This window comes from Ruegeria sp. CDSB113, assembly GCF_059611045.1.
The window spans coordinates 43,428-66,804 of sequence record NZ_JBXWOU010000005.1; the positions used below are offsets into that span (position 1 = coordinate 43,428).

Below are 23,377 nucleotides of genomic sequence, written 5' to 3' on the forward strand. Positions count from 1 at the left end.
ACCCTAGATTTACTGGCGGAAACCGACCGATGAAATTCACTCTTTCCTGGCTGAAAGACCACCTCGACACCGATGCGTCGGTGGATGAGATTGCAGAGACGCTGACCGATCTTGGACTGGAAGTCGAAGAGATCGTGAACCCGGCGGACCGTCTGGCAGGCTTTACGCTGGGCTATGTGAAACACGCGGAAAAGCACCCGGATGCGGATAAGCTGCGCGTGTGCACTGTTGCGACTGACGAGGGCGATCTGCAGATCATCTGCGGCGCGCCCAACGCACGCGAAGGTATCACGGTAGTGGTCTGTAAGCCGGGCATGTATATCCCCGGTCTGGATCTGACGATCAGCGTGGGCAAGATCCGCGGCGTCGAAAGCTTTGGCATGATGGCCTCGGAGCGGGAGCTGGAGCTGTCAGAAGAACATGACGGCATCATCGAGCTGCCCTCGGGCGAGGTTGGAGACAAGTTCGTCGACTGGCTGACCGAGAACGAGCCGGCAAAGGTCGATACGATGATCGAAATCGCGATCACGCCGAACCGCCCCGATGCGCTGGGCGTGGCCGGGATCGCTCGCGATTTGGCTGCACGTGGCGTCGGTACGCTGAAAGAACGCGGCTATACACCGGTGCCGGGTGAGTTCAAAAGCCCGATCAAGGTGACGATCGACGAAGATACGCTGGACGGTGCGCCGCATTTCACCGGTCGCCTGATCAAAGGGGTCAAGAATGGCCCCAGCCCGCAATGGCTGCAGGATCAGTTGAAGGCAATTGGCCTGCGCCCGATCTCAGCTTTGGTGGATATCACCAACTATATGACGTTCGACCAGAACCGCCCGCTGCACGTTTTCGATGCGGACAAGGTGCAGGGCAACCTGCGCGTTCACCGTGCCAAAGGCGGTGAAAAGCTGGTTGCGCTGGACGAGAAAGAATACACCCTGCAGCCCGGTATGATGGTGATTTCGGACGATAAGGGCCCGGAGTCGATTGCCGGCATCATGGGCGGTGAGGAAACCGGCTGTACCGAGGACACCGTGAATGTGTTCCTTGAAAGCGCGTTTTGGGATCATGTGCAGATCGCGTTGACCGGTCGTGCGCTTAAGATCACCTCGGACGCGCGTTATCGGTTCGAACGTGGCGTAGACCCTGAATACACGCTGGAAGGGTTAGAACATGCAACGCAGATGATCCTGGATATCTGCGGTGGCGAAGCCTCGAAAGTGGTCGAAGCTGGCAAGGCACCGGATCACTCGCGCGCCTACAAGCTGGACGCTGAACGCGTGCAGTCGTTGGTGGGCATGGACATTCCGGAAAGCGAGCAACGCCAGACCCTGACCCGCTTGGGCTTTCGTCTGGAAGGCGAGATGGCGCATGTCCCCAGCTGGCGTCCCGATATTATGGGCGAAGCTGATCTGGTGGAAGAGGTCGCGCGGATTGCATCCCTGACTAAATTGCAGGGCAAGCCGCTGCCGCGTGTGACGGATGGTATTCCCAAGGCGGTGATGACCCCGACGCAGCGGCGTCAGTCGATGGCGCGACGTACCTGCGCGGCGCTGGGGTACAACGAATGCGTCAGCTATACGTTCATTGATCAGGCTTCGGCCGCGCTGTTTGGTGGTGGGGATGAAGCGACGCAGTTGGAAAACCCGATCTCGTCCGAGATGAGCCATATGCGTCCCGACTTGCTGCCCGGTCTGCTGCAGGCCGCCGCCCGCAATCAGGCGCGCGGGTATGCAGATGTCGCGCTGTTCGAGGTTGGCCCGGTTTTCCATGACGGTGAGCCCGGCGATCAGAAAACCCAGATCACCGGTCTGCTTGTCGGTCGCAACGGCCCCAAGGACGTTCACGGTGCCTCGCGCCCGATTGACGTGTTCGATGCCAAGGCGGATGCCGAGGCCGTGCTGATGGCCATTGGTGCACCCGCCAAGGTGCAGGTCCTGCGCGACGGTGACGCCTGGTGGCATCCGGGTCGTCACGGCAAAATTTGCCTGGGTCCCAAAAAGGTGTTGGGTGTCTTTGGCGAACTGCATCCGCGCGTGTTGCAGGCGATGGACATCAAAGGCCCGGCGATGGCCTTCACCATCTGGCCAGAAGAGGTGCCTCTGCCGCGTAAATCCGGCGCTACCCGCGCCGCGCTTGAACTGCGTGATTTGCAGGCGGTCGAGCGTGACTTTGCATTCGTCGTCGACGAGAGCGTCGAGGCGCTGACATTGGTGAACGCCGCAGCCGGCGCCGACAAAGCTTTGGTCGAGGACGTTCGCGTCTTTGACGAATTCATTGGCGGCAGCCTGGGTGAAGGCAAGAAATCTCTGGCCATTACTGTGCGCCTGCAGCCGACGGATGCGACGCTGAAGGAAAAAGATATCGAAGCTGTGGCCGAAAAGATCATCGCCAAGGTTACCAAGGCAACAGGCGGTACATTACGCGGTTGATGCTTGGCCGCCGCTGGCGGGAGTGTTTTTGAAAAGATGAAGGGGCGGTCGCGCCCTTTCTGTTTTTGCGGAGGACAATAGATGCTGAACGTTTACCTATCTGGCGAAATCCACACCGACTGGCGTGAGCAAATCATCGACGGCGCGCAGGGGTTGGACATCACGTTCAACAGTCCGGTCACCGATCACGCGGCCAGCGACGATTGCGGTGTAGCCATTCTGGGGGCCGAGCCGAACAAGTATTGGCATGACCACAAGGGCGCTATGGTCAACGCGATCCGCACGCGCAAGGGTATTGCGGATGCCGATGTGGTCGTGGTCCGGTTCGGCGAGAAGTACAAACAGTGGAACGCGGCATTTGACGCGGGTTACGCCGCGGCGCTGGGGAAATCACTGATTGTGCTGCACGGCCCTGACCACCAACACGCGTTGAAAGAGGTGGATGCGGCGGCACTGGCCGTGGCCGAGCATCCGGGCCAAGTGGTTGATGTGCTGCGCTATGTTCTGACGGGCGCCCTGCCAAAATAGCTCACGCTACGTTTCGCTTGCCTGAATTCAGAGCGCTTTCTACCGTCTGATAGGGCAGTAGGGGAGAACAGCCATGGAATTCGATTACGTCATCGTGGGCGGCGGGTCCGCTGGTTGTGTGATGGCCGCGCGGCTGAGCGAACAACCAGACACAAGCGTTTGCCTGATCGAAGCGGGCGGGGCGGGTGAGGATCTGGTGATCCGGGCTCCCGCCCTGGTGGCGGCCATGGTATCGGGGCGACCCAAGCTGAACAATTGGGCTTTTCAAACGGTGCGCCAACCCGGGTTGAATGGTCGGAAAGGGTTTCAGCCACGCGGCAAGGCGCTGGGGGGCTCATCGGCGATCAACGCGATGCTATATGTGCGTGGGCATCCCAGCGACTATGATGAATGGGCGGATTTGGGGTGCGAAGGATGGGATTGGAAGAGTGTCCTGCCTTACTTCCGCAAGGCCGAAGGCAATGCGCGCGGTGCGGATGATTTCCATAGCGGTGACGGTCCTTTGCACGTGTCGGATCAGTCTGAGCCACGGGCAATCTCTCATGCGTTTGTCGAAGCCTGCGGCCAGCAACAAATTCGCGAGACAAAGGATTTCAACGGGCCGGAACAGGAAGGCGCGGGCCTGTATCAGGTCACGCAGTTCCACGACGGGGCGCATAAGGGTGAACGTTGCTCGGCAGCTGCGGCCTATTTGCGGGGCGTCAAAACGCGACCCAATCTGACAATCATGACAGGGGCAGAAGCCCAGAAGATCCTTTTTGACAAAAAGCGCGCAACCGGGGTTTTGCTGCGTCAGAAAGGCAAAGAAGTCGAAGTTCGCGCCCGCCGGGAAGTCATCCTTTCGGGGGGTGCTTTTGGTTCGCCACAATTGCTGATGCTGTCCGGTATCGGGCCCGAAGACGAGTTGAAACAGCACGGTATTCCTGTTCTGCACGACTTGCCCGGCGTTGGTCAGAATCTGCAGGACCATCTGGACTATGTCCTCAGCTATCATTCGAAACGTAAGGATGTCATCGGGCTGACCCCGGGCGGGCTATGGAACCTGGCTAAGGCGGGGTTGGACTGGCGCCGCACCGGAGAGGGGTTGTTTGCGACCCCCTTTGCCGAAGGCGGCGCGTTCTTCAAATCCGATCCATCCGTTTCCAAACCGGATCTTCAACTGCACTTTGTTGTCGGAATCGTTGATGACCACATGCGCAAGATTCACTTGCCGCACGGGTATTCGTGCCATGTCTGTGTGTTGCGCCCGTTCAGCAGGGGCAGCGTTGGGCTAACCTCGGACCGGGCAGAAGAGCCGCCGCGTATTGATCCGGCTTATCTCAGTGATGACCGCGATCTGGATCTGTTGAAGCGCGGGGCTCGTATCATGGAATCAATTCTCGAATCCGAACCGCTGGAACCCTGGCGCAAAAAGCGGCTCTATGCCCATGACGGCAGTGATCAGGCCTTGGAGGCTGATATCCGCAGCCGTGCCGACACGATCTATCACCCGGTGGGCACCTGCAAGATGGGGGTCGACGATATGGCCGTTGTCGATACCGAAGGCCGGGTTCGTGGGGTCGATGGGCTGCGGGTGGTGGACGCATCAATCATGCCGACTTTGGTCGGCGGCAATACCAATGCGCCCACTATCATGATTGCCGAAAAGATCGCCGAAGCAATCAGTCCCGGGGCGGCGTAACCAGGCCTTTTTGCACTGCGGGTCGCTCCAGGAACCGGTCGAGATACGCCACCAGATTGGCGTGGTCTTCCCAACCAACAAGGTCGTGGGCATTGTAGAATTCGAGCCCGCGCAGCCACGGTGCGATTGCGATATCGGCAATCGAATAGTCTCCGGCAATCCAATCCTGACCTTCAAGCTGTTGGTTCAGGACATTCAGCAGTCGCTTGGCTTCGTTCACATAGCGTTCGCGGGGGCGCGGGTCTTCGATCTCGCTGCCTGCGAATTTGTGAAAATAGCCTAGTTGCCCGAACATCGGACCGATGCCACCCATCTGGAACATCACCCATTGGATCACGCGATATTTGTCGGCTTTGGTCTGACCCAGAAACTTACCGCTTTTCTCGGCGAGGTATATCAGGATCGCTCCGCTTTCGAACAGACCAATGGGTGTGCTATCCGGACCATTCGGGTCAATAATCGCAGGGATCTTGTTATTGGGATTCAACGACAGGAACTCAGGGCTTTTGACATCCGAGTCCGAAAGCGTAACCCGATGGGCTTCATAGGGCAGGCCGGTTTCTTCCAGCATGATTGACGCTTTGACGCCGTTCGGCGTGGGGAAAGAATAGAGCTGAATCCTGTCGGGAAACTGCGCAGGCCAGCGGGCCGTTATCGGGTGAGAGGCGGTGTCCAGCATGGGGGGCTCCTGTCATGGGTTGCCAGCAATAGGTAGGTACAATTGCCCAGTCTTGCCAGTATCCGGGCTGTGCATACAAGGTCAGGGGCTGTTTACGTGAGAACAACGGGGAAAACCTGCGTATCTCACACCTAGACCGAAGCGCGCTTATGGATCACTATTCCGCCAATCCCGCGCTGAGAGACGCGGGTTTGCCGTGAATCGAAAGGAGATGCGCGTGGATGAGGTCGTAACACAGGTGGGTGCCTATGCCCCGCTGATCATAAGCGCGGTCAAAGCGCTGGTCGTACTGATCCTTGGATGGATCATTGCTGGCGCCATTGCCGGTGTAGTCCGGCGCCGGATCAATGCGACACCGCATATTGATCAGACGCTTGGGAATTTCGTCGCCAGTCTGGTGAAATGGGTCATACTGGCCATGGTACTGGTTGCAGTGCTGGGCATCTTTGGCATTCAGGCGACAAGCATCGTCGCCATTTTGGGTGCTGCTTCTCTGGCCATCGGTTTGGCCCTACAGGGAACGCTGAGCGATCTTGCTGCGGGCGTTATGCTGGTTGTCTTCCGCCCTTACAAGCTGGGTCAGTATGTCGATATCGGCGGCACCGCAGGCACTGTTAAGGATCTGAACCTGTTCACGACAGAGCTGGTGACGCCGGATAACGTGCAGATCATCGTTCCGAACGGGCAATCCTGGGGATCGATCATCACGAACTACTCGGCGCATGACACGCGGCGTGTCGATCTGGTGTTCGGTATCGATTATGGCGACAGCGCTGATGAGGCGATGAAGATCATTCTGGATGTGGCAAAGGCCGATGACCGTATCCACAGTGATCCGGAACCTTGGGTGCGTGTGACAAACTTGGGTGACAGCTCGGTCGATCTGACGGCGCGCCTCTGGTGCGCGGCCGCGGACTATTGGGATGTGAAGTTCGACCTGACCAAAGCCGTGAAGGAAGCGTTTGACGCCAAAGGCGTTTCGATTCCCTACCCGCATTCTGTGGAAATTCACAAAGAAGGGTAAATTCTCCCGCCCGTCGCGCGGGCATTGGAAATGCCCTCCTCCGTTTGGGCCCGGCGCCGCGCTTTTAGCGCGGCGTTTTTTTGTCGGTGCAAAAGTCGTTCGATCAAAAGAAAAGCGGCGCGCCAAAGGCGCGCCGCCATGCCCAACGCTGTAAAGCAGCCGCTTTAGCGGCTCCTTTCAGGGGCGGGAGTGCTTCAGGCGTTGACGATTGCCTCGGGCGAGACAACATCCAGACCCAGCGCCGTACCAACAGCTTCGTAAGTCAGCTGACCGGCATGGACGTTCAGACCTGCCAGCAAATGCGGGTCGTCCTGACATGCTTTCTTCCAGCCTTTACCCGCCAGTGCCAGCAGGAACGGCATAGTCGCGTTGCCCAATGCGATGGTTGAGGTTCGCGCAACTGCGCCCGGCATGTTGGCCACGCAATAGTGCATGACGCCGTCCACTTCATAGATCGGATCGGCATGGGTGGTCGCTTTGGAGGTTTCAAAGCAGCCGCCCTGGTCGATCGCAACGTCAACCAGAACCGCACCGGGTTTCATGGTGGACAGTTGTGCGCGCGAGATCAGCTTGGGTGCCGCAGCGCCGGGGATCAGAACCGCACCGATGACCATGTCGGCTTCCTGGATCAGCTCGGCCGTTGCGCCAGCTGTCGAGTACTGGCTTTTGAATGTACCGCCAAAGACGTCGTCGAGGTAGCGCAGGCGTGGCAGAGACCGGTCCAAAACGGTGACATCAGCGCCCATGCCGGCCGCGATCTTGGCTGCGTGCGTGCCAACAACGCCGCCGCCGATCACGATGACTTTGGCCGGGCCAACGCCGGGAACGCCACCCATCAGAACCCCGCGGCCGCCATTGGCCTTCTGCAAGGTCCACGAACCGACCTGAGGTGCCAGACGACCGGCAACTTCGGACATCGGCGCCAGCAGCGGCAGGCCGCCGTTGCGGTCGGTTACGGTCTCATAGGCAATCGCGGTGCAGCCCGACGCCAGCAGGTCGTGGGTCTGGTCTGGATCAGGTGCCAGGTGCAGGTAGGTGAACAGCAGCTGGCCTTCACGCAGCATCTTGCGCTCGACCGCCTGAGGTTCTTTGACCTTTACGATCATGTCTGCGGTCGCAAAAACTTCTTCTGCGGTGTCGACGATACGCGCACCTGCGGCGACGTACGAGTCGTTGTCAAAGCCGGAACCCATGCCGGCATTGGTTTCAATGATGACCTCGTGGCCGCGCGCAACAGCTTCTTGCGCAGCGTTGGGGGTCATGCCAACACGGAATTCCTGGGGTTTGATTTCCTTGGGGCAACCGATTTTCATTTCTCGCTCCTCCATTCATAAACTGCCCAAATTATGTGCAATTCAGGATGCAATTTCTGTGAAACTCTGCCCGTCATTTGGGTTTTCTTTGCGAGAATCTTCGGTATTATTGGAATTTCTTGCAAAGGACTTGCGCGTATGAGCCTCGACACGACCGATAGAAAGATTCTGGCCGCCCTGCAGAGAAACGGCAGGATGTCGAATGCTGAGCTGTCAGATCAGGTGAATCTGTCGCCATCGGCATGTCACCGGCGGGTCCAACGGCTTGAGGCCGAAGGGTACATCCGAAACTATGTTGCGCTGCTGGACGCACGCAAGATGAACGTCCCGACCACCGTGTTTGTTGAGATCACCTTGCAGGGGCAAGCCGAAGAGCTTCTGGACGCGTTCGAAAAAGCGGTGGCGCGTATTCCCGACGTTCTGGAGTGTCATCTTATGGCGGGGACGGCGGACTATATTCTGAAGGTTGTCGCCGAGAACACCGAGGATTTCGCCCGAATTCACCGTCAGTACCTGTCGCGTTTGCCCGGCGTGGCGCAAATGCAAAGCTCATTTGCTTTGCGCACTGTGTTCAAGACGACGGCCTTACCGGTGTGACCGTCAGGCTGGGGTCGGGTAGGTGAACAGGATCAGATGTACGGCATTGAAGCCGAAATGCATCATAACGGGCACCCACAACCGACCGGTCGCATAAAATCCCAAACCACAGGCCGCGCCAAGAATCGCGGCATAAGCGACTAGGGCCGGACCCCCGGCAAAATGTGCCAGACCAAACAGAATGCTGGCCAGAGTTACGCCACGTGCTGCACCAAGTTTGGAAGCAATAAGCGACTGCAGGTAACCGCGGAAAAAAGCCTCTTCCGTCAGGCAGGTCAGAAACAGGTTCGACAATGCAAAAATCAGCCACCAAGGTGGTAGGCTGAGTTCTGGCCGGATGGCCTGCGCGGCCAGCCCAAAGGCGAAGAGGGCGGGCAAGGTCGCGAGGCCCACTAGCAAGGGTGTTCTCCGGACAGGTCTCGCTGAATCGGTCATTCCCGGCCAGGCCAGCAGGACCGCGAACAGCACCATTGGCTTGTCCAGATTCAAGTACATTGAAAACGCCGAACTGTCCGGCCCGGCATAGACCCGGTCCAGTACCAGCAGGTTTTGAAAACCGGGCACCTGATGCGCGCCCAATGCAAGACACCAGCCGATCAACATGACGTGGCCAACCGCCGCGCCGGTGCCTGTAAGATGGTTCAGGGCCGCAGCCCCCAACAATCCGGCAGCAACAACTCCAACAGCCAAAGGCGTGACCAGCCCCAGGGCGAGGGCGGCAAGACCAAACACCAACAGCAGCGTCAGGCCAAGTTGCCGCCGGCCCGAGGCCGCACTGACCATGCCGGCGATCAGTATGGACCAGGGCCACATCAATGGCAGAAGGGATACAAAATGCGCCACGGCTCTCTCATGTATTCAGGTGCGTATTGATGCCGTCGGACAACCCCAAATGGCAAGGCCGTGCAAGGATCAGCCTGTGCCTAACTGCTGGCGTTGCGTCAAATCGGACGCTTGTATCTAGGCGCAGGTCGGTTCAATTATAGGAATGACCGAACGTCTGTCTGTTTTACGGCCCCGCACCAACTTGAAATTGAACCGGCGCGGAGCGTTCATCAATTGTATCTGATGACATCAGGCGGTCACACTCTCTGGGTATGGTCGGAACCCGTTGACTGATAAGGAGCAGATCTTGGCTTACCAAAACAATGATGCCCCAAAAGACTGGCTGGAAGCCGAGCTCGAAGACACGCTGGATGAAGATCTCGAAATCGAATTCAGCGAGCCGATGCTGTCGATGGAAGTTCGCAAGATCTATAAGGAACAGCATCCTGACATGCTGGACCGCAAGGTCTATTTCCAGAACCTGCTGCGATTGCAGGCCGAACTGATCAGGGTTCAGGATTGGGTTCAACACACCGGTGCCAAAGTGTGCATCCTGTTCGAAGGTCGCGACAGTGCCGGTAAAGGGGGGGTAATCAAGCGGATTACCCAGCGCCTGAACCCGCGTGTTGCGCGTGTGGTTGCGTTGCCCGCACCCAGTCGCAGGGAACAAAGCCAGTGGTATTTCCAACGCTACGTGCCGCATCTGCCCGCAGCTGGCGAAATCGTTCTGTTCGACCGGTCCTGGTACAACCGTGCGGGCGTCGAGCGGGTCATGGGTTTTGCCAGTGAAGATCAGGTCGAACAGTTCTTTCAGGACGTTCCCGAATTCGAACGGATGCTGGTGCGGTCGGGGATCATCCTGCTGAAATACTGGTTCTCGATCACCGACGAAGAACAGCAGTTGCGATTCCTGATGCGCATTCACGATCCGATGAAGCAGTGGAAGCTGTCGCCGATGGATCTGGAATCGCGCATTCGGTGGGAATCCTACACCAAGGCCAAAGAGGACATGTTGTTTCGCACGAACATTCCCGAAGCGCCCTGGTACATCGTCGAAGGCAACGACAAAAAGCGCGAACGCCTGAATTGTATCGAACACCTGTTGACCAAGATCCCGTATTCGGATGTGCCGCAGGAAAAGGTCGATCTGCCGGATCGAAAGTATAACCCGGAATATGAACGCCGGATTTTGCCGGACGATCTGTATGTTCCCAAGGTCTATTGAACTATTGAAGTAGAAATTGGTGCGAGGCAGGATCGCCCCCGCCTCGCACCGTGGTATCCGTTAAGCGGCGTCCATCATGCAGTCGAAATCATAATAGTTGAACACAAAGACATCACCTGAATTGTCGCCGGCCATGTCAGAACATGTCTCAACATCGTCCACAGGATTGTCACCGCCGGTCATCACCATATCGAAATCGTCGGTTTCGGGTTCCGCATCGGCATAGTCCGTGTCGTTCCAATCAAACTGGTCAAACTGCGCCTGAATCGATTGGACGAATGCCCGGATCTCGGCAAGAAACTCCTGAACGTCAAAACAGGCAAACTCTTCGGGTTCTTCCGTTCCGGGCGTTTCTGCCACCGGTTCCTCGGGCTCGGTAACTTCGGGGTCAGGTACTTCGGCCACCGGTTCCTCGGGCTCGGTAACTTCAGGGTCAGGTACTTCGGCCACAGGTTCCTCAGGCTCGGTAACTTCTGGGTCAGGTACTTCGGCCACCGGTTCCTCGGGTTCGGTAACTTCTGGGTCAGGCACTTCGGCCACCGGTTCCTCGGGCTCGGTAACTTCAGGGTCAGGCGTTTCGGCCACCGGTTCCTCGGGCTCGGTAACTTCAGGGTTAGGCACTTCGGCTACCGGTTCCTCAGGCTCTGTAACCTCGGGTTCTGGCACTTCGGCAACCGGCTCTTCGGGCTGCGGGGTTTCTTCAACCGGTGGCGTCGGCGCTGGCGGAGTGGTGGAGCCGTTGTCCAGCATGACCTCACCCTGGGTGGCAGCAAAATTCTGCGTCACCATCACAGCGTCAAAACCCTGCATGTCGCCGGTTTCAATGCCGATCCCGATGTATTTGAAATCGGGGTTCAGAATATTGGCGCGGTGACCGGGGCTGTTCATCAGGTTCTGATGAAGCTGGGCGACGTCATCGCTGATGCCTGGCGCGCCGCGCTCGGATTGCCAGGCGATGTTTTCACCTGACCGCCAGTTGCCCGAGAAGTCGAACCCGGCCATTTCCATCCGCTGCGTGGCGCTGGAACCACCCGAGCCGGTGTGGCTGAAGACATCCGATTCCAGCATCCATTCACTGTGATCCTCGGACGAGTCGTTCAGGCGCGTTTCAAGCTGTAGGGGGTCCAGCCCGCGGGATGTGCGCTCTTGGTTAATCAGCGCCAGCATTTCTTGTTCGATACTACTTGCAGTCGACATTTTTGCCTCCGATTGGTTTTTTGTCGTGGTAGACGGCGCCAGTTACAAAGGCTCGATACTGCGTTGATAGGGATGGCGTGTTTAGAGGCGAGTTTTGGCGGGGCAGTGCTGCCGCAACGGGATTCGCTGCGCTGCAAAATGCCGGGCAAAATGTTGCTGAGGGGAAAATGGCAGCTTGTCGCGCGTAGGCGGCCCGAGTCGGCATAAATCATCCGACCCTGAAAACGACAAACCCCCGGGCGATGCCTCGGGGGTCGTCAAATAGTGTCATCCAAAGCTGGACGAGCGAGGTTTTAGAGCAAACCTTCGCGCTGTGCTTTCTTACGTGCCAGTTTACGGGCACGGCGGATCGCTTCAGCTTTCTCGCGCGCTTTTTTCTCGGACGGTTTCTCGAAATGTTGCTTGAGCTTCATTTCGCGGAACACGCCTTCGCGCTGCAGCTTTTTCTTCAGGGCACGAAGCGCCTGATCGACGTTATTGTCGCGAACACTAACCTGCATGTGGTTGTCACCACCTTTCTAGATAGAGTTGCAAGGAAATTGCAGGAATTGGCCGTATAGCAAAGCCGTTCTATCTTGTCTAGTACTGGTCCCCAGAACCGGAGAACCGCCATGACCACCACATATGAAGACGCCAAGCAGCAGTTGTTGGACGCGATTTTGATCCATGTGCCGTTTGACGGCTGGTCCGAAGCCAGCTTTCGTGCAGCTATCTTAGATTGCGATATGGATGACACGCTGGCGCGCGCGATCTGTCCCCGTGGCGCGGTTGATCTGGCACTGGCCTTTCACGCGCGCGGCGACGCGGCGATGGAGGATCGGCTGAAGTCCTCGGACCTGAGCGAGTTGAAGTTCCGCGAGCGAATCGCCGCTGCAGTTCGGTTCCGGCTTGAGGCGGTTCCGGACAAAGAGCTTGTTCGCCGGGGTATGACGTTGTTTTCGCTGCCCACCCACGCGGCCGATGGGGCAAAAGCCTTGTGGCAGACCTGCGATCTGATCTGGGACACGCTGGGCGATTCCTCGGAAGACGTGAACTGGTACACGAAACGGGCGACGTTGTCGGGCGTCTATTCCTCGACTCTGCTGTTTTGGCTGGGTGACGATTCCCCCGATCACCAGAAAACATGGGAGTTTCTGGATCGGCGGATAGACAACGTCATGCAGTTCGAAAAGATCAAGGCGCAGGTGAAGGACAACCCGTTGTTCAAACCGTTTCTGGCGGTGCCGAACTGGTTGGCCGGTCAGGTAAAAGCGCCGACGAAGATGCGGGCTGATTTGCCGGGTATGTTGAACCCGCGCAAGTAAGCGTCTGGGCCTTCCAGAAATTGCCTGCTAGGCATTGGGCAAAGGAGATTTGCCCATGACCCAGATGATGCGCGCTGTCGAAATCACCAAACCCGGTGGCCCGGATGTTCTGCAACTGACGGAACGCCCGGTGCCGGAACCGCAAGCCGGACAGGTGATCCTGAAAGTGGCCTATGCGGGTGTGAACCGCCCGGACGCGCTGCAGCGTGCCGGGGCCTATGATCCGCCGCAGGGTGCCAGTGATTTGCCGGGGCTTGAGGCATCGGGCGAGGTTGTTGCCGTTGGTGCCGGGGTCGAGGGTCTGGCCATCGGCGATCAGGTCTGTGCCTTGCTGCCCGGTGGCGGTTATGCGGAATATGTGGCCACACCCGCCGCGCATTGTCTGCCAGTTCCTTCGGAAATGGGGATGAAAGAGGCCGCGTGCCTGCCCGAAACCTTCTTTACTGTGTGGTCCAACGTCTTCACGCGCGGCGGTCTGAAGGCAGGTGAGCGGTTTCTGGTGCATGGTGGGTCCAGCGGCATTGGCACAACAGCGATCCAGCTGGCGAACGCGTTTGGTGCGCGGGTGTTTGCAACCGCCGGATCTGCTGAGAAATGCGAGGCCTGTGTGAACCTCGGGGCCGAGAGGGCGATCAATTACCGGGATGAGGACTTCGTGGGCGTCATGCGGGCTGAGGGTGGGGCGAACCTGATCCTCGACATGGTTGGTGGCGACTATATCCCGCGCAACGTCAAAGCTCTGGCCGAGGATGGGCGTCTGGTTCAGATCGCCTTCCTGCAAGGGCCGAAGGTCGAGTTGAACTTTGCGATGATGATGGTCAAACGCCTGACCCTGACGGGCAGTACTTTGCGCCCGCAAAGCGATCTGGCAAAGGCGAAGATTGCGCAGGATCTGCGCGAGGCTGTCTGGCCATTGCTGGAGGCTGGGAAGGTGGCCCCCGTCATGGACAGTGAGTTCGATCTGGCCGAGGCGGCGGCCGCCCATGCGCGGATGGAAAGCTCGGGCCACATCGGCAAGATTGTCCTCAAGGTCGCTGGTTAAAACTCTGGCGCGGGTATATCCCGCGCTTTTTTCGATCAGACCACTGCACGGCGGTAAAGATGCCAGGTTGCATGGCCCAGGACTGGCATGACAACGATCAGCCCCAATAGCATCGGGATGGCTCCGATGATCAACAGGGCCGCTACGATGAACCCCCATGCCAAAATGACACCGGGGTTATGCCGCAACACCCGGACGGACGTCACGACCGCCACCGGCAGCCCGACAGGACGGTCCAACAGCAATGGAAAGCTGACGACGCTCATGGCTAATGCGACCAGCGCGAATAGAAACCCGATCGCATTGCCGAAAATGATCATGGACCAGCCTGCGCCCGTGGTGAACACCTGAGTCACGAAAGCCCCGAGTGAGGTGGGCAGATCAGGCCCAAGCGTATGTACATAGATGCTCTGCGCGACCATCAGCCAGACCAGCAGCAGCAAGACCAGATAGAACCCCAAAGCCAGAATTGCACCGAAGGACGGGGACCGGAAGACGCCCAAGGCGTCCAGCCAACGCACCTCGCCGCCTTGCTCGCGTTTGCGGCTGATTTCGTAAAGGCCCACGGCTGCTATCGGACCGACTAGTGCGAAACCCATGATCAGCGGAGCCAGAAGGGGAACCATGTTGCGATTAAGGCCAAACCCGAACATCAGCAGACCTGCAATCGGGTAAACCAGTATGATGAAAATGGCATCCGCCCGTGTTTCCAGAAAATCATTGTATCCGGCCTGCAAACAGGCCTTCAGGTCCTGCATCGACAGTGTTTGCACCTGCGGCAGATGTCGGGTATCCGCGCTGCCGATGTGGTGCACGCTTTCGGTAATATGATCGCCGGTTGCGCCGATGTTTCGGGCGGCCCAACTGATCGGATTTCCTATTGTTTTGGCCATCTTGATCCCCTCACTTTGCCAGTGCGCAACGGGTTGAATCCGGCGGTGGTTGCCTTTGGCCGGACCATCCGGCAACGCTCAGACCCCAGTATAGCACAGTTTTTCCCGTTGTGGTTGCGCGGCAGCGAAAACCTACCAATTGCCCTGTTTCACAGGCGTGTTAGCTTGGCGTCAGGCAACAGGAGGTCAGCATGCAGCAAACGGCAAGAACCGTCGTCATTCATGAACACGGCGGTCCCGAAGTTCTAAAGATCGAAGACCGGCCCTTGGGCGACCCCGGACCCGGCGAGGTTCGCATCCGCCACCGGGCCTGTGGGCTGAACTTCATTGATGTCTATCAGCGCACCGGGTTGTACCCGATGGATTTACCGCACGCGCTGGGCATGGAAGCGGCAGGTGTGATTGAGGCCGTCGGCGAAGGTGTTACCCATCTGAAACCGGGCCAGCGCGCGGCCTATGCCGCAGCACCCGCCGGGGCCTATTGCGAAGCGCGCGTGATGCCAGCGGCGCAGGTGTGTCCGTTGTCCGAAGGGATTTCTTTTGACGCGGCTGCGGCGATGATGCTCAAGGGGATGACGGTCGAGTATCTGTTTCACCGGACAACGCCATTGAAACGGGGTGACACGGTTCTGTTTCACGCGGCTGCTGGTGGCGTTGGTCTGATTGCCTGCCAATGGGCCAAGTCTGAGGGCATCACCCTGATCGGAACAGCCGGGACAGATGAGAAATGCAGCCTCGCGCAGTTCAATGGGGCTGCGCATTGCATCAACTACCGGACCGAGAACTTTGCCGAACGTGTGGCCGAAATCACCGGCAGCAAAGGCGTGGATGTGGTCATGGATTCTATCGGCGCGGACACGTTCAATGGCTCGCTGGACTGCCTGAAGCCTTTGGGAATGATGATCTCATTCGGCAATGCCTCAGGTCCGGTTCCTTTGATGGACATCGGGATTCTGGGCAAGAAAGGTTCCCTGAAAATCACCCGACCTACCCTGTTCACCCATATCGCCGACCCTTCCGTCTGCCAGGCAATGGCACGGCGGCTGTTCGGCAAGGTTGAGGGCGGCGAGGTCAAAATCCACATCGACCAGCGGTTCCCGTTGGATCAGGTGGCCGAGGCGCATCGGGTGCTTGAAGCGCGTCAGACCACAGGCAGCACGGTTCTGGAGCCATAAGGCCGATTGAACCCGGCTCGTTGGTGTTTGATATTGAAACGAAAAGCGGCGGCAGAATACTCTGCCGCCGCCTATTTGGGGAATGTCAGAAATTATTGCTGCAGTTCCGCCGGTGTTTTATCCGCGATGGTTTCCCAATTGGCGCTGGCTTGTTCGACAAAACCAGGGATGTCACCTTCCCAGCGCTGCTGGATGTCTTGCGACAGGTTCAGGTACAGCTTGTTGTCGACGATCTTCCAATAGGTCGGGTCACCGTCAAACTTGAAGCCCATCGCAGCGCCGAATGCGCAGTAGCCACCATATGCAGGCAGGTAGGCCTCGGGGTTTTCTTCGAACGCGGCTTTGTTTTCTTCATTGGCAAAGCGATACATCGCGTCGTTGTGCAGTGTGGTGATGCGGTAGTCACCTTTGGTCGGCTCGCCAGCGGTGAAGTAGGCAACCGGATCATAGCCCTGCATGGCCAGACCGGTCGAGCTTGCGTTCAGTTCAACACCAGCGGCCAGAGCCGAGCTTGCAATGGCAACAGACAGCGCGACGCCGCCGATAAGAGATTTGAACTTGTTCATTGTTTTCACCTTTCGTGAAGGGGCTGCCACGTGACGCAGAAAATTGCGCCCAGACAACCCAAGAGTTTTTTTGTCCGTGAGACCCGCAATTGGTCGTCACGGAACCCAAGTGGGCAGGCGGCCCATCACGTTCAAAGCAATCAATTGTGAATGTGCAGGGGCGAAGAGGCACTGTTCACAAATGCAGGGTAGGCCTTAGGTATCGGGCGTCAGATCCAAAACGAATTCGGTGACTTTTTCCGCGGGCATTTCGCAGGGGCGAAGAAGAGATCCGCGTTTGGTCAGATAAAGGTTCAGGCTGATGTAGTCGCTGCCGTCCAGTGCGCGTGCGACAAGTTTCAGGGACTTGCCGTCTGAAAATTCCGTTCGACTGACGATATACCGCCTGCCGTGGGCACGCCCGGTCGACGACCCCTTGGGGATGGCAAAAAAGGCGGTCAGGAAGGCGTTCGGAGCGCTCAAGACTGTCCGATTTTTGGTTCAGTGCCGGATTTGATGCGGGCTATATTCGCGCTGTGGCGCCAATAGACCAACAGGGTCAGGACGCCAGCTAGTAGCAGCGTTTGCGAACTTGTCAGGAAAAGGACCCAGATAGTGGACGTTGCCGCCGCTGCAAGTGCCGCAAGGGATGAGATACGCCAGATTGCAGCAGCAACCACCCAGGTCAGGCAACAGGCCACACCGACGCGCCAATCCAACGCCAGCCAGATCCCCAGAAACGTGGCGACGCCTTTGCCGCCCTTAAATCCCAGCCAAACCGGAAAGCAATGGCCCAAAAGTGCTGCCAGCGCGGCAATCTGCGCGGCATCCTCGCCCGCCAGTGCGCGTGCTACCAGAACGGCAACCCCGCCTTTTGCGGCGTCGAAGATCAGGGTCAGGGCCGCGGCGGTCTTGTTGCCCGTCCGCAGAACATTGGTTGCGCCGATATTGCCCGATCCGATGTTGCGCAGGTTGCCCAGCCCCATCACCTTGGCCATGACCATGCCAAACGGGATCGACCCCATCAGATACCCAAGTGCAGCCCACAGGATCAGCTGGGTCATTGTACTGTCGATGATCGGCATCAGGGTCTCCGGTAAACTTCTTGTCCTGCAACGAAAGTTGCGGTGACCTTACCCTGCATGCGCTGGCCGTCAAACGGTGTGTTCTGTGATTTCGATTTGAGTGAGAACCGGTTCAGCACAAAGGGCACATCCGGGTCAAACAGCACCAGATCCGCAGGCGCGCCTTCGGACAGACGGCCGTTGTTCAGCCCCAGTCTTTTCGCCGGGTTCAGCGCCATAGCGCGGAACAGTGTCGGCAGGTCCAACTGCCCGGCATGATACAGACGCAAGGCGGCGGGCAGCAGCGTTTCCAGCGCCACCGCGCCGGAGGCCGCCTCTTCAAACGGCAGGCGTTTGCTTTCCTCATCCTGAGGCGTGTGCATGGAACTGATCGTATCAATCAGGCCGGTCCGCACTGCTTCGATCACTGCTTGCCGGTCGTCCTCGGATCGCAGCGGCGGCTTGACCTTGAAGAAGGTGCGATAGTCGGCCACGTCCAGTTCATTCAGCGTCAGGTGGTGGATTGACGTACCTGCCGTGATGTCCAGTCCATTCCGCTTGGCCCGCTCCAGCGCAGGCAGGGCGCGGGCGGTAGTGATCTGGTCGGCGTGATAGGCGGCCCCGGTCATCTCTAGCAGAGCGATGTCGCGGTCCAGTCCCATCCGCTCGGCCATTGGTGAGACGGCGGGCAGGCCACGCAGCACGGCGAATTTACCACTGGTGGCTGCGGCACCATTGCTAAGGATGGGTTCTTGCGGGTGGGCGATGACCAGCGCGCCACAGGCCCGGGCATAGGTCAGGGCGCGGGAAAACACCTTGGTGTTGGCGATCACGTGATCGCAGTCAGTAAAGGCGACGGCACCGGCATCCTGTAGGAATCCGATCTCAGTCATTTCGCGGCCTTCGCGACCTTTGGTCAACGCGGCCATTGGCAGGACGTTGACCGGAGTGTCGGCCTGCGCTCGGCGTGTGACGAACTCCAGAATTTCGGGCGTGTCGATCGCGGGGCTGGTATCGGGGCGGGTCACAATGGTGGTCACGCCTCCGGCCGCAGCGGCCAGACCGGCGGATTTATAGCTTTCCTTGTGCCGCTCACCCGGTTCACAGACCTTGACGCCGATATCGACGATGCCGGGGGCAAGGCACTGCCCGCCACAATCGATGACCTGCGCCTCCAATGCCGGAGCATCCCCCTCGCCGCGCGCAGTAATCTGACCGTCGGATACTTGTAGCCAGCCAGGGCAGTCGGTGCCGGTTTCCGGGTCAATCAGGCGGGCGTTGGTGAAAAGAGTGTTGTTCATGCCATTGCCCTTTCGATGGCGGTTTTGGTGGCGGCGGGGTCAGCCTGATACTTGATCAGGTGTTTGTCGCCGCCCTTGGTGACGATCTGGACAAAGCTGCCCATGAGGTTGACCGCCTCTATCTGGTTCAGCGCCACTTTGCGTGGTCCCGGGCCGGTTAGGGTGGTGTCCGTTATCTGCCATGTGGTGGTCAGTTCTTCTGAGGCCAGGTACCATGCGCGAAAGGCGACCGCTGCAAGACCGGCGGGTGCCCCGGTCCAGACGTAGGGGTTTCCGACCAGCCACAGCACGATCATAGCGACTGCCATGGCCCCGGCGGCCAGCCATGTATTCGTGCGGATATACGCGCCTTTGTCGGGGGTGAAGGTCACAGGATCAGCCACAGGATGCCTCCGATGACCACCAGCGCCACCACTGCCAGCATGGCCGACCCAATACGGCGGGGTTTGTCGTCTTGTGGCGGGGTTTGCGGGGCCGAGAACGGTTTCGCGCTTTCGGTATTAATTGCCCCACCGGTCCAGCTTGTCGCCTCTTCTGTGTAAAGGCCGATCAGACGCACTTTGGCGTCCGGTCGCAAAGTGGCGGCACGTCCCTGAAACGCGGCACTGCGCACGACCATGACCCAGCCTTCAACGCTCTCCAGCGCAGCCCGGTCCAGCTGATCTTTAGGGACGCCGCACCCTTCGTTGAGATAGCCGAAAAGACCCAGTTCCTCGAGATCTGATACGGGAAAGACGTCGATCTGAACGGGATCCAGACCCTCGACACCCAGAACCTGGTCGGCGGCGCCCGGTTCGCGCAGGAACTTTGCTGCCTCGGGCCGCATGTCCAGCTGAAACAGGCGCAGGACGCCGTATTCGTGGGGGGCGACGATCAGATCACTCATGCTGCCTCGCGCAGGTTGCGGGCCAACAGTTCCATTGCGGCCATGCGAACGGCGACGCCCATTTCGACCTGTTCCTGAATAACGGACCGGTTGATGTCGTCCGCCAGCGTTCCGTCAATCTCAACACCGCGATTCATCGGGCCGGGATGCATGACGATGGCGTCAGGCTTGGCCTGCGACAGCTTAGCGGCGTCCAGACCATAGCGGTGATAGTACTCCCGCTCGGACGGGATGAACCCGCCATCCATCCGCTCTTTCTGAAGGCGCAGCATCATCACGACGTCGACGTCCTTGAGGCCTTCGTTCATGTCGTCGTAAATTTCAGCGCCAAACTCGGCAAACTGGTTGGGGACCAGCGTCGGTGGTCCGATCAGACGAATACGGTTTTCCATTTTGCCCAGCAGGATCAGGTTCGACCGGGCCACCCGGGAATGGGCGACATCGCCGCAGATCGCGATGTTCAGACGGTGCAGGCGACCTTTGGCGCGGCGAATGGTCAGCGCGTCCAGCAGAGCTTGCGTCGGGTGTTCGTGCTTGCCATCACCAGCGTTCAGCACCGCGCAATTCACCTTCTGCGCCAGCAGGTCGACCGCGCCGGAATGCGGATGGCGCACCACCAGCAGATCAGGGTGCATCGCATTCAGCGTCATCGCTGTGTCGATCAGCGTCTCGCCTTTTTTGATCGAGCTGGCTTGCATCGCCATGTTCATCACATCCGCGCCCAGCCGCTTGCCGGCAATCTCGAAACTGGCCTGCGTGCGGGTTGAGTTCTCGAAGAACATGTTGATTTGCGTCAGCCCTGACAGCACGTCGGAATGCTTGGTCGACTGGCGGTTCATGTCGACATATTTCTCGGCCAGATCGAGAATGGCAGTGATATCGGATTGCGACAGATGCTCGATGCCAAGAAGGTGACGATGGGCGAAACGCATTGGCGGGCTCCTGTCTGACAATCGCGCCGCTTATAGGAAGCCGCGCTGCGCAAGGCAACCTAAGGATCAGATCCTTCGGGCAGTTTCTCGCATCCGCCTTCGGGCAGGCACTGTTCGCCGGGCTTGCACCACTTGCCGTATCCGCAATCGATGGCCTTGACGGGAACACAGCCCTGATTTTTGGAACACTTGAACCCCTGACGGCATTGCGACCCGGTTTTTTCGCAAAGATACCAGCCAGGGCGTGAACATCCGCCACCCGGCAGGCAAGACGACCCGGATCCGCAAATGCGACCGTCGTCGCATGTCAGTGAAGGCAGTTCCAGAATGTCAGGCGTGTTACGCTCGCATTCGCCACGGGCATTGCAGATGCTGCCGCCGGGGCAGTCCAGACGCGACCTGCACTTATTTTGCCCCGCTGGTGCGCATCGGGTGCCGCCTGCCACGCAGCGCTCGAATGGGCCGCAGGTTCTGCCGCCACCGCAATAGGTGCCGCCCAGCGGAATGCAGTTCCCGTCAAAGCTGCATCTTTGGCCACCCGAACAGCAGGTACTGCCGCATTTGAACTGACCCGCACGGCACTGCCCGTACCGGTCTTGAAACTGCGCAGAGGCCGGGCCGCTGAGCATGGTCAGCAGCAAACTGATGAGAAAGAATCGCAATACACACAACATGAATACGCCAATGGTCGGTGCGACGGACCGACCAATCAAGGCCTATTCGCTTTCCCTCGTTCAAAAGGTGGTTAGATTGAGGGGTATGGAATCGGCTTTGGACTATCATACTGCCCGTGCTCTGCTGGAATGGCAGATCGAGCTGGGTGCGACGGATGCGATCGGTGATGCACCGGTGGATCGCTATGCGCTGCCAGATACGGCGCCAAAAGCCAAGAAACCCGCAAAGGCCCAAACCGCACCAGAAAAACCAAAGCAGGTTGATCCGGTGGCGGTTGCGAAATCTGCGGCACAGTCCGCCGGGTCGCTGGATCAGTTACGGGCGGCCATGGACGCGTTTGACCATTGCGAGTTGAAGCGCGGTGCGCGGCAGTTGGTCTTTGCCGACGGCACCCCGGGTTCGCGGGTGATGATTATCGGAGAGGCTCCGGGCCGGGATGAGGACCGCGAGGGCAAGCCCTTTGTCGGACGCGCCGGGCAGTTGTTGGACCGGATGCTGGCGGCGATTAATCTCAATCGGACCGAAAACGTCTATATCACCAACGTCCTGCCGTGGCGCCCACCGCAGAACCGGGATCCCAAGCCCGAAGAGATTGGCATGTTGAAGCCGTTTCTCGAACGGCACGTGGCCTTGGCCAAACCCGAGGTTTTGGTGGTGATGGGCAATATCAGCTGTCAGGCTGTTCTGGGCAAACGGGGGATCACACGGCTTCGGGGTCAGTGGGGTCAGGCGATGGACTTGCCGGTTATCCCGATGTTCCATCCAGCATATCTGCTGCGACAGCCACAGATGAAGCGGCAGGCATGGGCCGATTTGCTGGAACTCAAAGCAAGGCTGGAGGGCAAGGCATGAAAATCCTCGCATTCTCTGACCTACATATGTCGAGAAACCGTGCCGCCGACATTGTTGCAGCCAGCGAAGAGGCCGATCTGGTTATCGGAGCCGGAGACTATTGCAACATGCGGCAAGGTCTGGAGGACGCGATGGCGATGCTCTCTGGTATCAATGCGCCGCTGGTTCTGGTGCCGGGCAATGCCGAAAGCTCCGGTGAACTGACCGACGCTGCGCCCGAAGGTGTGCACGTTCTACACGGGACAGGCATGACTGTGGATGGGCTGCGTCTGTTTGGCCTTGGTTACGGCGTGCCGGTGACGCCATTCGGTGAGTGGTCCTGTGATCTGTCGGACCCTGAAGCGGCTGAGTTGCTGGATCGTTGCGAAGGAGCTGACATCCTGATCGCGCATTCTCCGCCCAAGGGTCACGGCGATCTTACATCGACGGGTGATGCGGTAGGATCAGTGGCGGTCCGTGACGCAATCGAGCGGTTGCAGCCGCAATTTGCCCTTTGTGGCCATATCCATGACAGCTGGGGCTACCGAGGCGCAATCGGCGTGACGCAGGTCGCCAATCTTGGCCCCACAGTAAATTGGTTCGAGGTCACCACGTGATTGAAACAGTTACGCTGCTGGCGTTTATCCCGGCGGCAATTGCCCTGAATCTAACCCCCGGGGCGGATATGATGTTCTGCTTTGGGCAGGGGCTGCGGTCCGGGGCGCGGCCTGCAATCGCCGCCAGCGCAGGTATCTCCGTCGGATCGATAGTTCATGTTCTGGTAGCGGGTCTTGGTCTAGGAGCCGCGGTGGCCACGATGCCTTGGCTGTTCGATGTGATCCGCTGGATGGGCGTTGCTTATCTGCTGTATCTCGCCTGGGGGGCGTTTCGGAATGGGGCGGTCGCTGCGGATGCGCCGTCCGGTCCCACCCAATTGGCATTCCGGGACGGGCTGGTTGTGAACCTGACCAACCCTAAGGTAATTCTGTTTGTTCTGGCTTTTATCCCGCAGTTCGTGAACCCGGCGGCGGGATCGATCCTGCCGCAGTTCCTGATTTTCGGATCCATCATTGCGCTGGGCGGATTTGTGGTGAATGGGCTAGTGGGAATTTTTGCCGGTGGTGCGGGGCGGATGCTAATCGAGAACCCGCGCGCCTCACGCATCGTTGGTTGGCTGACCGGGGGGATCTTCACAGCCCTCGCCATCCGGCTTGCCATCTTGGAAAGGGCCTGA

At 58.8% G+C, this 23,377-nt stretch carries 26 protein-coding genes; 12 read left to right on the top strand and 14 right to left on the bottom strand.

All coding sequences use genetic code 11. The features are described 5' to 3' along the window. The first annotated feature begins 29 nt into the window (after window positions 1-29). The 3 genes from pheT to AC2FIS_RS11135 all read left to right on the top strand — a co-directional run bounded on the left by pheT (window position 30) and on the right by AC2FIS_RS11135 (window position 4,635). The gene (pheT, locus tag AC2FIS_RS11125) at window positions 30-2,426 is read left to right on the top strand and encodes a phenylalanine--tRNA ligase subunit beta (protein WP_496773385.1); all 2,397 of its coding nucleotides are present in this window, start codon (window positions 30-32) and stop codon (window positions 2,424-2,426) included. 81 nt (window positions 2,427-2,507) lie between these two features. Then, window positions 2,508-2,954, top strand: a complete 447-nt coding sequence (locus AC2FIS_RS11130) for a YtoQ family protein (RefSeq protein ID WP_496773386.1) — start codon at window positions 2,508-2,510, stop codon at window positions 2,952-2,954. A gap of 73 nt (window positions 2,955-3,027) precedes the next feature. After that, window positions 3,028-4,635, top strand: coding sequence for a GMC family oxidoreductase (locus AC2FIS_RS11135; RefSeq protein WP_496773387.1), 1,608 nt, complete (start codon window positions 3,028-3,030; stop codon window positions 4,633-4,635). On the opposite strand, the gene AC2FIS_RS11140 is transcribed toward AC2FIS_RS11135, so the two are convergent. Further along, on the bottom strand, window positions 4,616-5,314 hold the full coding sequence (locus AC2FIS_RS11140) for a glutathione S-transferase family protein (RefSeq protein WP_496773388.1): 699 nt from the start codon (window positions 5,312-5,314) through the stop codon (window positions 4,616-4,618). The two genes, AC2FIS_RS11135 and AC2FIS_RS11140, sit on opposite strands and share 20 nt — an antisense overlap. 211 nt (window positions 5,315-5,525) lie before the next feature. Between AC2FIS_RS11140 and AC2FIS_RS11145 the strand changes: the two genes are divergently transcribed. Next, complete coding sequence (locus AC2FIS_RS11145; RefSeq protein WP_496724512.1) at window positions 5,526-6,338, top strand: mechanosensitive ion channel family protein; 813 nt, start codon at window positions 5,526-5,528, stop codon at window positions 6,336-6,338. 194 nt (window positions 6,339-6,532) lie between these two features. Here the strand turns inward: AC2FIS_RS11145 and ald are convergent, their stop codons facing one another. Then, window positions 6,533-7,651 (bottom strand): alanine dehydrogenase, encoded by a 1,119-nt coding sequence (gene ald, locus AC2FIS_RS11150; protein ID WP_282121384.1) that lies wholly within the window; start codon window positions 7,649-7,651, stop codon window positions 6,533-6,535. A gap of 138 nt (window positions 7,652-7,789) precedes the next feature. Here ald and AC2FIS_RS11155 point away from each other — a divergent pair, with 138 nt between their 5' ends. Next, the gene (locus tag AC2FIS_RS11155; protein ID WP_058278916.1) at window positions 7,790-8,248 is read left to right on the top strand and encodes an Lrp/AsnC family transcriptional regulator; all 459 of its coding nucleotides are present in this window, start codon (window positions 7,790-7,792) and stop codon (window positions 8,246-8,248) included. Between the two features lie 3 nt (window positions 8,249-8,251). Here AC2FIS_RS11155 and AC2FIS_RS11160 read toward each other — a convergent pair whose 3' ends face one another. Further along, window positions 8,252-9,091: a CPBP family intramembrane glutamic endopeptidase gene (locus AC2FIS_RS11160; RefSeq protein ID WP_496773391.1), complete on the bottom strand. Its 840-nt coding sequence runs from the start codon at window positions 9,089-9,091 to the stop codon at window positions 8,252-8,254. Between the two features lie 289 nt (window positions 9,092-9,380). On the opposite strand from AC2FIS_RS11160, the gene ppk2 reads away from it, so the two are divergent. Further along, entirely contained in the window at window positions 9,381-10,298 is a 918-nt protein-coding gene (gene ppk2, locus AC2FIS_RS11165) for a polyphosphate kinase 2 (RefSeq protein WP_496724508.1), read from the top strand. A 60-nt stretch (window positions 10,299-10,358) separates the two neighbouring features. Here the strand turns inward: ppk2 and AC2FIS_RS11170 are convergent, their stop codons facing one another. Together AC2FIS_RS11170 and rpsU are read right to left on the bottom strand one after the other, a co-directional pair. After that, the gene (locus AC2FIS_RS11170) at window positions 10,359-11,495 is read right to left on the bottom strand and encodes a CAP domain-containing protein (protein WP_496773392.1); all 1,137 of its coding nucleotides are present in this window, start codon (window positions 11,493-11,495) and stop codon (window positions 10,359-10,361) included. 293 nt (window positions 11,496-11,788) lie between these two features. Next, complete coding sequence (gene rpsU, locus AC2FIS_RS11175) at window positions 11,789-11,995, bottom strand: 30S ribosomal protein S21 (protein ID WP_005614280.1); 207 nt, start codon at window positions 11,993-11,995, stop codon at window positions 11,789-11,791. A gap of 111 nt (window positions 11,996-12,106) precedes the next feature. Here rpsU and AC2FIS_RS11180 point away from each other — a divergent pair, with 111 nt between their 5' ends. Then, window positions 12,107-12,799, top strand: coding sequence for a COQ9 family protein (locus tag AC2FIS_RS11180; protein ID WP_496773394.1), 693 nt, complete (start codon window positions 12,107-12,109; stop codon window positions 12,797-12,799). A 55-nt stretch (window positions 12,800-12,854) separates the two neighbouring features. After that, entirely contained in the window at window positions 12,855-13,841 is a 987-nt protein-coding gene (locus tag AC2FIS_RS11185; RefSeq protein WP_496707349.1) for an NAD(P)H-quinone oxidoreductase, read from the top strand. Window positions 13,842-13,876: 35 nt separating this feature from the next. On the opposite strand, the gene AC2FIS_RS11190 is transcribed toward AC2FIS_RS11185, so the two are convergent. Further along, on the bottom strand, window positions 13,877-14,734 hold the full coding sequence (locus AC2FIS_RS11190) for a DUF2189 domain-containing protein (RefSeq protein WP_496773395.1): 858 nt from the start codon (window positions 14,732-14,734) through the stop codon (window positions 13,877-13,879). A gap of 191 nt (window positions 14,735-14,925) precedes the next feature. Between AC2FIS_RS11190 and AC2FIS_RS11195 the strand changes: the two genes are divergently transcribed. Further along, window positions 14,926-15,909 (top strand): quinone oxidoreductase family protein, encoded by a 984-nt coding sequence (locus tag AC2FIS_RS11195; RefSeq protein ID WP_496773396.1) that lies wholly within the window; start codon window positions 14,926-14,928, stop codon window positions 15,907-15,909. Window positions 15,910-16,001: 92 nt separating this feature from the next. Here AC2FIS_RS11195 and AC2FIS_RS11200 read toward each other — a convergent pair whose 3' ends face one another. The 8 genes from AC2FIS_RS11200 to AC2FIS_RS11235 form a co-directional block, all read right to left on the bottom strand. Continuing rightward, window positions 16,002-16,475, bottom strand: coding sequence for a YHS domain-containing (seleno)protein (locus AC2FIS_RS11200; protein ID WP_058273690.1), 474 nt, complete (start codon window positions 16,473-16,475; stop codon window positions 16,002-16,004). Between the two features lie 195 nt (window positions 16,476-16,670). Further along, the gene (locus AC2FIS_RS11205; protein WP_496773397.1) at window positions 16,671-16,937 is read right to left on the bottom strand and encodes a hypothetical protein; all 267 of its coding nucleotides are present in this window, start codon (window positions 16,935-16,937) and stop codon (window positions 16,671-16,673) included. Further along, the gene (gene plsY / locus AC2FIS_RS11210; protein WP_496773398.1) at window positions 16,934-17,539 is read right to left on the bottom strand and encodes a glycerol-3-phosphate 1-O-acyltransferase PlsY; all 606 of its coding nucleotides are present in this window, start codon (window positions 17,537-17,539) and stop codon (window positions 16,934-16,936) included. The genes AC2FIS_RS11205 and plsY overlap by 4 nt, the downstream gene beginning before the upstream one ends. Further along, window positions 17,539-18,819 carry a dihydroorotase gene (pyrC, locus tag AC2FIS_RS11215; RefSeq protein WP_496773399.1) on the bottom strand — a complete coding sequence of 427 codons (1,281 nt, stop codon included), beginning with the start codon at window positions 18,817-18,819 and terminating at the stop codon, window positions 17,539-17,541. Before pyrC ends, plsY begins: the two co-directional genes overlap by 1 nt. Beyond that, a complete protein-coding gene (locus AC2FIS_RS11220) occupies window positions 18,816-19,202 on the bottom strand; it encodes a hypothetical protein (protein WP_496773401.1) in 387 nt (128 codons plus the stop codon). Before AC2FIS_RS11220 ends, pyrC begins: the two co-directional genes overlap by 4 nt. Next, window positions 19,187-19,705: a hypothetical protein gene (locus AC2FIS_RS11225; protein WP_496773402.1), complete on the bottom strand. Its 519-nt coding sequence runs from the start codon at window positions 19,703-19,705 to the stop codon at window positions 19,187-19,189. Before AC2FIS_RS11225 ends, AC2FIS_RS11220 begins: the two co-directional genes overlap by 16 nt. Next, window positions 19,702-20,637 carry an aspartate carbamoyltransferase catalytic subunit gene (locus AC2FIS_RS11230; protein WP_058273594.1) on the bottom strand — a complete coding sequence of 312 codons (936 nt, stop codon included), beginning with the start codon at window positions 20,635-20,637 and terminating at the stop codon, window positions 19,702-19,704. Before AC2FIS_RS11230 ends, AC2FIS_RS11225 begins: the two co-directional genes overlap by 4 nt. A 59-nt stretch (window positions 20,638-20,696) precedes the next feature. Continuing rightward, complete coding sequence (locus tag AC2FIS_RS11235; protein WP_496773404.1) at window positions 20,697-21,311, bottom strand: scavenger receptor class F, member 2; 615 nt, start codon at window positions 21,309-21,311, stop codon at window positions 20,697-20,699. 85 nt (window positions 21,312-21,396) lie between these two features. Between AC2FIS_RS11235 and AC2FIS_RS11240 the strand changes: the two genes are divergently transcribed. The 3 genes from AC2FIS_RS11240 to AC2FIS_RS11250 are packed head-to-tail and all read left to right on the top strand — an operon-like array spanning window position 21,397 to window position 23,377. Next, entirely contained in the window at window positions 21,397-22,164 is a 768-nt protein-coding gene (locus AC2FIS_RS11240; RefSeq protein WP_496773406.1) for a uracil-DNA glycosylase, read from the top strand. Next, window positions 22,161-22,760, top strand: a complete 600-nt coding sequence (locus AC2FIS_RS11245; protein WP_496773407.1) for a metallophosphoesterase family protein — start codon at window positions 22,161-22,163, stop codon at window positions 22,758-22,760. Before AC2FIS_RS11240 ends, AC2FIS_RS11245 begins: the two co-directional genes overlap by 4 nt. After that, complete coding sequence (locus tag AC2FIS_RS11250) at window positions 22,757-23,377, top strand: LysE family translocator (protein WP_496773409.1); 621 nt, start codon at window positions 22,757-22,759, stop codon at window positions 23,375-23,377. The genes AC2FIS_RS11245 and AC2FIS_RS11250 overlap by 4 nt, the downstream gene beginning before the upstream one ends.